We start from the raw sequence: 254 nt of genomic DNA on the forward strand, positions 1-254 counted from the left end.
CTCGCAGCAGTCGCGTACACGCTGAACAACAGGCCCAGGAAGGTCCTGGACTGGAAGACTCCCGCGGAGGTCTTCGCCGAGCAGCTACGCTCGCTCTCAACGCACGGTGTTGCAACGACCGGTTGAAGGTCAAGTCCCTGGAAGTGGTGTAACGACCTTCAAGGCATGAGAGTCAGGCCAGGGTCGGCATCACCTCCGCGCTCGCTCCGGTTGTCGAGGGGGTGTCCGGGTCCTGGTTAGAGCAGCGGGCCAAC

At 63.0% G+C, this 254-nt stretch carries 1 pseudogene; it reads left to right on the forward strand.

Annotated features, from left to right (window positions below):
- Positions 1-126, forward strand: a pseudogene (locus D8M29_RS13435) (IS30 family transposase); the annotation flags it as partial.
- Positions 127-254: the final 128 nt, after the last annotated feature.

Source organism: Micrococcus sp. HSID17227, from assembly GCF_003989405.1.
GTDB classification, from domain to species: Bacteria; Actinomycetota; Actinomycetes; order Actinomycetales; family Micrococcaceae; genus Micrococcus; species Micrococcus luteus.